The 7,569-nt window shown below is 67.3% G+C and carries 7 protein-coding genes and 2 pseudogenes; 6 read left to right on the plus strand and 3 right to left on the minus strand.

What is annotated here, in order from left to right:
- The first annotated feature begins 17 nt into the window (after positions 1-17).
- From ACIRJT_RS38375 to ACIRJT_RS38395, 5 genes are all read left to right on the plus strand, one after another.
- Positions 18-236 (plus strand): MbtH family protein, encoded by a 219-nt coding sequence (locus ACIRJT_RS38375; RefSeq protein ID WP_403919161.1) that lies wholly within the window; start codon positions 18-20, stop codon positions 234-236.
- Positions 237-317: 81 nt separating this feature from the next.
- Positions 318-1,268 (plus strand): TauD/TfdA family dioxygenase, encoded by a 951-nt coding sequence (locus tag ACIRJT_RS38380; RefSeq protein ID WP_403919164.1) that lies wholly within the window; start codon positions 318-320, stop codon positions 1,266-1,268.
- A 186-nt stretch (positions 1,269-1,454) separates the two neighbouring features.
- Positions 1,455-3,302, plus strand: a complete 1,848-nt coding sequence (locus ACIRJT_RS38385; RefSeq protein WP_403919176.1) for a non-ribosomal peptide synthetase — start codon at positions 1,455-1,457, stop codon at positions 3,300-3,302.
- A 1-nt stretch (position 3,303) separates the two neighbouring features.
- Positions 3,304-3,738, plus strand: coding sequence for a cobalamin B12-binding domain-containing protein (locus ACIRJT_RS38390; protein WP_403919166.1), 435 nt, complete (start codon positions 3,304-3,306; stop codon positions 3,736-3,738).
- Entirely contained in the window at positions 3,735-5,141 is a 1,407-nt protein-coding gene (locus ACIRJT_RS38395; RefSeq protein ID WP_403919169.1) for a methylaspartate mutase, read from the plus strand. The genes ACIRJT_RS38390 and ACIRJT_RS38395 overlap by 4 nt, the downstream gene beginning before the upstream one ends.
- Before the next feature lie 270 nt (positions 5,142-5,411).
- On the opposite strand, the gene ACIRJT_RS38400 is transcribed toward ACIRJT_RS38395, so the two are convergent.
- Positions 5,412-5,888 (minus strand): thiopeptide-type bacteriocin biosynthesis protein, encoded by a 477-nt coding sequence (locus tag ACIRJT_RS38400; RefSeq protein ID WP_403919172.1) that lies wholly within the window; start codon positions 5,886-5,888, stop codon positions 5,412-5,414.
- Between the two features lie 28 nt (positions 5,889-5,916).
- On the opposite strand from ACIRJT_RS38400, the pseudogene ACIRJT_RS38405 reads away from it, so the two are divergent.
- Positions 5,917-6,778: pseudogene (locus ACIRJT_RS38405) on the plus strand (IS5 family transposase); the annotation flags it as partial.
- Between the two features lie 9 nt (positions 6,779-6,787).
- On the opposite strand, the gene ACIRJT_RS38410 reads toward ACIRJT_RS38405, so the two are convergent.
- Positions 6,788-7,156: a hypothetical protein gene (locus tag ACIRJT_RS38410; protein WP_403919173.1), complete on the minus strand. Its 369-nt coding sequence runs from the start codon at positions 7,154-7,156 to the stop codon at positions 6,788-6,790.
- A gap of 123 nt (positions 7,157-7,279) precedes the next feature.
- Positions 7,280-7,423: pseudogene (locus tag ACIRJT_RS38415) on the minus strand (transposase); the annotation flags it as partial.
- Between the last annotated feature and the right edge of the window lie 146 nt (positions 7,424-7,569).

Consider the following 7,569-nt stretch of genomic DNA (forward strand, 5'->3'; position numbering starts at 1 on the left):
TGGAAAGAGGAGCAGCTATGACGAACCCGTTCGAGAACCCGGACGGCACCTACCTAGTCCTGATCAACGATGAAGGCCAGCACTCGCTCTGGCCCTCCTTCATCGACGTGCCTGCCGGCTGGACGGTCGTGAAGCAGGAGGACAACCGTGCCGCCTGCCTGGAATACATAGAGGCGAACTGGGTGGACATGCGCCCCGCTAGCCTGGTCAAGGCCATGCAAGAGACCGGAGCCTGACACATGGCCACACGTGACCGAACAACCGCGGCCACCGGCCTGGACGTAGAGATCGCCCCCGGGAAACCACCCCTCCTCAGGGTGACCGAATCCGTCCGACCCGAGCATGCTGCGGACTGGATCGCCGACCGCCGGACCGAACTGGACGACCTTGTTCTCCGCCACGGCGCGGTTCTGGTACGGGGGCTCGGAATACGGGAGGCCGCCACGCTGCAACGGATCGGCGAGCGGCTCACCACCAGCCTGGCCCCGGAACGGGAGGCGTTCGCGCGTCGGCAGCAGCTCGGTGGGGATGTCGTCTCCTCCCTGGAATGGCCAGCGGACCAGCCGATGTGTATGCATCACGAGCTGAGTCACGCGCTGGAGTTCCCCCGACTGCTGGTGATCGGCTGCTTCACCGCACCGGAGGGGGGCGGTGTGACGGGCGTGGCCGATGCACAGCGGGTTCTGGCCGAGCTTCCTGAGCTCCTGGTGGAACGGTTCGTACGGGAAGGGTGGACACTCACCCGCTCGTACAACAACCTGGTCGGCCTGTCGTGGCAGGAGGCATTCGACGCCGCGGACCGCGCCACTGCAGAGGAATACTGCCGGACCAACGGGATCACGGCAGAATGGCGTGCGGATGGCCGACTGCGCACCCACCAGCGCCGATCGGCGGTGATTCACCACCCGATCACCGGTGCACGCTGCTGGTTCAACCAGGTCGGCTTCCTCAGCGAATGGAATCTCGATCCCGCGGTCCGCGAGTTCATGCTGGGTCAGTTCGGGTCGGACGGACTGCCGTTCACCACATGCTACGGAGACGGCGAACCGCTCGACGCCGAGACGGTGGGCACCATCGCGAACGCCTACGAGGCGGCGACGCTCCGCGAGCCATGGCAGTCCGGCGACCTGTTCCTGGTCGACAACATCCGTATGGCACACAGCCGCGAACCCTTTGTGGGCGAGCGCGCACTCGGGCTGGTCTTCGGCGATCCGGTGCGCCTGGCCGACTGCACACCGACATATCCACCACCGCCGACAGGTCGATGACAAGGAACTGAAGGGGTGCGTCTGCACACGAAGCATGCACCTGGCGCATTCACATGAAGTGGCCGGGCGCGATGCCGCGGATCGAGCCCGGCCACCGGTCAGAAAGGCAGCAGCCGCGTGAAAATCCTCAAGAACACCGCCATAGCCAGTCGCACCGCCGCAACACCGAATACCAGTACACCCGGTGTGGTCTTCTCCGCTCCAGCTCTGACCGGGCCCGGATCCAGCGAGCTCTTCCCGCACGGCATTCAGGGCCTGATACGCGAACAGGCGCGACGTACGCCCGACCGCATTGCCTGTGCCGACGACGGTCGGACGTTGACATACCGGAACGTCGAGCTCGCCAGCGACGCACTAGCTGCTGCCCTGCTCGAGTCGACCGAAGGGGGCGGCGTGGCGGTGGCGGTGTGCCTGGCCAAGAGCGTCGATCTGGCCGTCGCCTTTCTGGGGGTGCTCAAAGCCGGGTGCTGGTACGTACCGATCGCTTTGGACGAGCCGGACGAACGGGTGGCCCGGATGCTCGACGACACCGAGGCGGCCGCCGTGATCACGGCCTCCCCGGACGATCCGGGCGCCCCCTTCCTGGGCATGCAGGCGCTCGCTGTCCCCGCACCACCCCGCTCCGCCGACATCCGCCCCCTGGCGCCTGTCCCGGCGGACCGACCGGCCTATGTCCTGTTCACCTCCGGCTCCACCGGCACCCCCAAAGGGGTGATGGTCGGCAGCGAGGCGCTGTGCAACCGCCTCGCGTGGATGCGTCGTGCCTATCCACTGGGCCCACATGACGTCGTCCTTCAGAAGACCCCCTGCACCTTCGACGTCTCGGGATGGGAGATCTTCCTCCCGCTGATCACCGGTGCCCGCTGCCAGTACCTCGCGGAGGGCGGACAACGAGATCCCCGCGAACTGACCGACGCCATACGCCGTCACCAGGTGACCGTCTGCCACTTCGTGCCGTCGATGCTGGCCGAATTCCTGGCCACCCCCGCCCTCGCACGCGCCTGCTCCTCCCTGCGCCTGGTGTTCTGCAGCGGCGAGGCCCTGCCCGCCGGACTGGCCGCGCGATTCCAGCGCGTCATCGCGGCCGACCTGGTCAACCTCTACGGCCCGACCGAAGCCGCCATCGACGTCACGCACTGGCCGGTGCCCAACCCGCTCCCGCCCCACCAGCCCGTTCTCATCGGCCGGCCCATCGACAACACGGACCTGTACGTGCTCGATCACCAGGGTCACCCCGTGCCCGAGGGAGAGCAAGGGGAACTCTGGATCGGCGGCACACCGGTGGCGCTGGGCTACGCGGGCCGCCCCGAGGTTACCGCCGCGGTCTTCGCCGACCTGGACGGTGAGCGCCGCTACCGCACCGGAGACCTGGTCCGCGTCGTCTGTGGCGAACTTGAGTACCTGGGCCGGATCGACGACCAACTGAAGGTGCGCGGCGTACGGATCGAACCGGCCGAGATCGAGAACGCTCTCTGTCGGCATCCAGCAGTGGGCCAGGCCGTCGTCGTACCGCAGCACTCGCCCGACGGCGACCTGGAACTGGCCGCGGTCGTGACCCCGGACCGCACCCCGGGCCATGAGCCCCCGACCGCCGCCGAACTCCGCACCTTCCTCGCCCACCGTCTGCCGCAGGCCTATCTTCCGGCAACGGTGCAGTGGGCCGACGCGATTCCGCTGACCAGCAGCGGCAAGGCCGACCGCGCGAAGCTGCGCGACACCTTAGGTCGGAGAGCGGATCCCCGCACGGACCCGCCGGAATCGCGACCGGGCGAGGAGACCCTCGCCGACAAGTGGTGGAGCCTGCTGCGCCCGTCCCCGGCCTGCGGGGCCGAGGTCGGGTTCGTCACCCTCGGCGGACATTCGCTCACCGCCGTCCGGCTCCTCGCCTGGTGCCAGGCCGGATTCGGCGTGGAAGTGCCACTGCGGATGCTGCTCGACGACGACGCATCACTCACCGAGCTCACCGCATTTCTCGACGCAGCGGGAGCTACGACGGGAACCGAGACGGGAATGACGAAGGGAATCACGGTCTGACATGTCGGCAGCACGAGACGCACCCCCGGTCCTCATCGCCGCGCCGGCCTCCGATGCGCACACCTGGAACCTGATCTACCTGCAACTCCTCGTTGAGGAGCTCGGCCACCCCACCGTCAACCTGGGCCCCTGCGTCCCCGATGAAACCATCGTCGACGCATGCCTCCTGTACCGTCCCCGGCTGCTTCTCCTCAGCAGCGTCAACGGCCATGGCCACCAGGACGGCATGCGCCTGATCACACGCATCCGCGCGACGGCGGACCTCGCCGCACTGCCGGTTGTCATCGGCGGAAAACTGGGTATCTCCGGAGCGGATCCGGACCATGCCGACGACCTGCGCGACGCCGGATTCGACGCCGTCTTCCCGGACCGCCCTCACGCTGTGACGGACTTCTGCCGCTTCATCGCATCTCTCTCGGAAAGAGTCGTCTCATGACCGGCGGCAGGCCACTGCCCTCCGACCCACCTCCGGCAGACCCTCCCCCTGACTTCGGCTCCTTCGTAAGAGAACGGCACCGGGCCGCAGGCACCGTCGTGCAACCCCGCATGGGCTTCAGCGATCCCGGAACCATGCGCGCGGGCCTCCTCGCGACCAAAGCGGCGGTCGCCGCGGCGGCGGGCACGATAACCGTTGACAGCTATACCCGGGTCGGCGACCTGCGTGCGGTGGCCGAAGCACTGACCGCAGGCGTCGGCCTCAACGGTTACCCCATCGCCCATCACGGCGCCGCCACCACACGTGACGTACTGGCCGGGGTTCAGTCGGAATCCTTCGCAGTGCAGGTACGCCACGGATCCGCCGCCCCCTCCGATATCGTCACCTCGCTGCTCGCCGCGGGCCTCAACGCCACCGAGGGGGGACCGGTGTCGTATTGCCTCCCCTACGGGCGCACACCCTTGGCCGAGTCCGTGGGCAATTGGGAGGCATCCTGCCGCCTCCTGGTACACAGCGGCGAATCCGGTGTCCGGCCGCACCTCGAAACCTTCGGCGGCTGCATGCTGGGACAGCTCTGCCCACCGAGCCTGCTGGTCGCCATCAGCGTCTTGGAGGCAATGTTCTTCCGGCAGCACGGGCTGCACAGCATCTCGGTCAGCTACGCCCAGCAGCCCAGTCCCGAGCAGAACAGAGAAGCCATCGCGGCGCTGCGCCGCCTGTGCGGCCGCTTTCTGCCGGATGCGGAGTGGCACGTCGTGCTCTACACGTACATGGGTGTCTATCCCACTACGGTGAATGGCGCCTACCGACTGCTCGGAGAGGCCGCCGTGCTGGCCGCGTCCACCGGAACGGAACGGCTGATCGTCAAAACGGTGTCCGAATCGAGTCGTATCCCCACCATCGAGGAGAACGTGGCCGCCCTCGAGTACGCCGCCGCGGTCACGAGCCACTGGGCCACGGACGAGCCCAAGGACACCAGAGCACCGGAATCCGGCGACTCCCAGACCTACCTCGAAGCTCTCCGGCTGATCGAGGCAGTGCGGGAACTCGACGACGACCTCGGCAAGGCGCTCACCCGTGCATTTCGGTTCGGATACCTTGACGTCCCGTACTGCTTGCACCCGGACAACCGAGGACGTTGCCGCAGTTACCTCGACGACACCGGCCGCATCAGATGGGCGGACCTCGGCTCCCTGCCGCTGGGCGACATCGTCGAATCGAGCGACGCCAGGCAGGTCGGCTCGGCCGAGTTGCTGGACGCCTTGTCCTACGTACGCAGGAAGTACGACCGGGACGCGATCGCCGGCATGACGGGCTCCGCGGGGAACCCGGCCCCTACGTACCGGCCGACGATGCCGCCGTTCGATTCCCGGGGGGTGGCCGGGCAGCCGATCGGGTTTTGATCGGGGCCGGTCCGAGGGCGCCACTGGGGTACAAGGGGGCGCAGGTGCGAATCCTGTCGTCCCGACCAGTGCTTTCGGACGGCGAGGTGTCGGAGGTCGTGGAGGGTGATGTGGGGCAAGTCCGCTTCCTCCGCAATCCGACGGAAGGGGTCCAGGATCGTCTATGGCCGTAGTGGTCGGCCGTTCGATTGTGGTGTGCGTGTAGGCGGCTCGGTAATGCCTCACCTTTGCGCACGCCGGTTCCGATGAGTACATCGCACAGATCTGCGATCAGTGGATCGGCCTGATGGCAGTCGTGCAGGAAGTGCACGGCTTCCTCGGGTGTCCAGACGCGGCGTTCGGCTGGGGGTGGTCTGGTGAGGGCTGCGAGGTTGTGGGAAAGTCGGTGGTGGAGGGCGTCGCCGGGGGCGCTGGCTTGCTCGCGGCGCCCGAGCTCACCGCCTCTTGGCGGGACAGTTTGTTCAGCACGTGGCGGCTGTCGTAGTGGAACAGGGCGTGCGCGATCTCCATGGCGGCCGGACCCTCGAAGGCGGCTTCTTCCGGCTCGTAGATGCCGTGTGTCCAGGAGACGAGGAAGCCCGCGTCGACCAGATCGTCCGGAGCTGTGTCCAGGACCTTCGCGGAGTCCGGGCCGACGTGGCGGTAGCGCAACCGCCGGCATGGGGACTTCCGCAGAAAGGACCACTGGGCGAGTTCCGACTCCTGGGCTGTCAGCACCGGGAGTTGCTTCACGGCGGTGGCCTCCACGCGGCTCCAGGCGGTGAACCGGATGAGGCGTTGTGGCAGGTGGCGGGATCACCGGCAGGTGATTGACGGGATTCTGCACCGGGTGCGGACCGGGGTGCAATGGCGTGATCTGCCCGAGCGGTTCGGGCCGTGGAAGACGGTCTATGAACGCCACCGGCTGTGGTCGGCCGACGGCACCTGGGATCGCCTGCTCCAGCAGGTCCAGGCTGCAGCCGACGCCGCGGGTGAGATCGACTGGGACATTTCGGTCGACTCCACCATCGTCCGCGCCCACCAGCATGCGGCCGGTGCCCGCACTGACCCGCCGCCGGCCTCGACATCAAAGGGGGCCGAACTGCCAGAACATTAGAACGAAACGCCTGGGCAGCGCCTCGCCGCCCGGCTGGTGGAGGTGGTGCAAGAGGTGAGGGCTTGGGTCGCTCGCGCGGCGGGTTCACCAGCAAGCTCCACCTGAGTGCCGATGGCCGCTGCCGCCCGCTCTCCCTGGTCGTCACGCCGGGACAGCGGGCCGATTGCACCCAGTTCCAGCCGGTGCTGGAGAAGATTCGTGTCCCCAGGCTCGGGTCGGGCAGGCCCCGAAAGGCACCGGACAGCGTCGCGGCGGACAAGGCTTACAGCAACGGGCCCTGCCGCAACTATCTGCGGCGCCAGGGCATCGGGCACACGATCCCGGAAAGACCGACAGCCGGGCCACCTGCCTACGCAAAGGCTCACGCGGCGGACGCCCGCCCGGCTTCGACGAAGAGCGGTACAAGAAGCGCAACACCGTCGAACGGGCGATCAACCGCTTGAAGGAACATCGGGCAGCCGCAACTCGCTATGACGAACGCGGCAATGTCTTCCTCGGCACCGCCACCGCCGCAGCCCTCATGATCTGGCTCCGTAGCTGAGTACCGATATCACGCGGAAGGTGCTTGCTCGCCCGGTGCCAGCATCAGGTCGGCGTCCTCGGCGGTGGCGCCGTCCGCTGTCAACGGCAGGATGCCAGCCCGCTCCGTCACCAACCAGCCGACGATCGCCTCGGTACGAGGGACACCGCCTTCAAAGTCGTCCCAGTGCACACGGTGCCCCGGAGAGGCTGGTATCGCACCGATCACTTTGTGCGCGTAGGCCAGACGCTGGAAGTCCGGATAGTCGGTCACCGGCTTCAGGACGCCCTTCTCGGTATCGGCAACGAGAGCGATGCGGGTCACCAGGTCCCACCCCTCAACATTCGCCTGCCGGTTCGAGAAAAGAGCGATCCATCCCGTGCTGCTGAACTCCGTCATCGCCGCCCCCTGTGTCACATCCGCTCGTTGCGCAGCGAAGTCTGGCGGGCAGCGTATCCCTGACCCACGGTGAGCTGGCCGTCGGGCCCGCGCCCGGTAGTGAGGCGGGCATCAGTGGCCTGGCCATTGCACCCCGGTCCGCACCCGGTGCAGAATCCCGTCAATCACCTGCCGGTGATCCCGCCATCTGCCACAACGCCTGTTGCTGACCGGCAGGAACGGCCGTAGCCGTTCCCACTCGGCATCCGTGAGATCTCCCCGCCCCATGTCCACATCAACGAATCGGGCCCGAAGTAGTCACATGATCGGCCGGACACTTCCTAGTAGGGCTTTGTTACATCTCTGGGCAAGTGGTCGTGTTGGTGGTTTCCTGCTGGTATGAGGGCGAATGAACTCGCGTCGTGCAGGGGCCG

This window comes from Streptomyces sp. NPDC102283, from assembly GCF_044766265.1.
Taxonomy (GTDB): Bacteria; Actinomycetota; Actinomycetes; order Streptomycetales; family Streptomycetaceae; genus Streptomyces.

Bases quoted from the DNA above. Each gene is read 5' to 3' on its own strand.
- ACIRJT_RS38375 (WP_403919161.1), top strand. From the start codon at position 18: ATGACGAACCCGTTCGAGAACCCGGACGGCACCTACCTAGTCCTGATC.
- ACIRJT_RS38390 (WP_403919166.1), top strand. From the start codon at position 3,304: ATGTCGGCAGCACGAGACGCACCCCCGGTCCTCATCGCCGCGCCGGCC.
- ACIRJT_RS38395 (WP_403919169.1), top strand. From the start codon at position 3,735: ATGACCGGCGGCAGGCCACTGCCCTCCGACCCACCTCCGGCAGACCCT.
- ACIRJT_RS38410 (WP_403919173.1), bottom strand. From the start codon at position 7,156: ATGACGGAGTTCAGCAGCACGGGATGGATCGCTCTTTTCTCGAACCGG.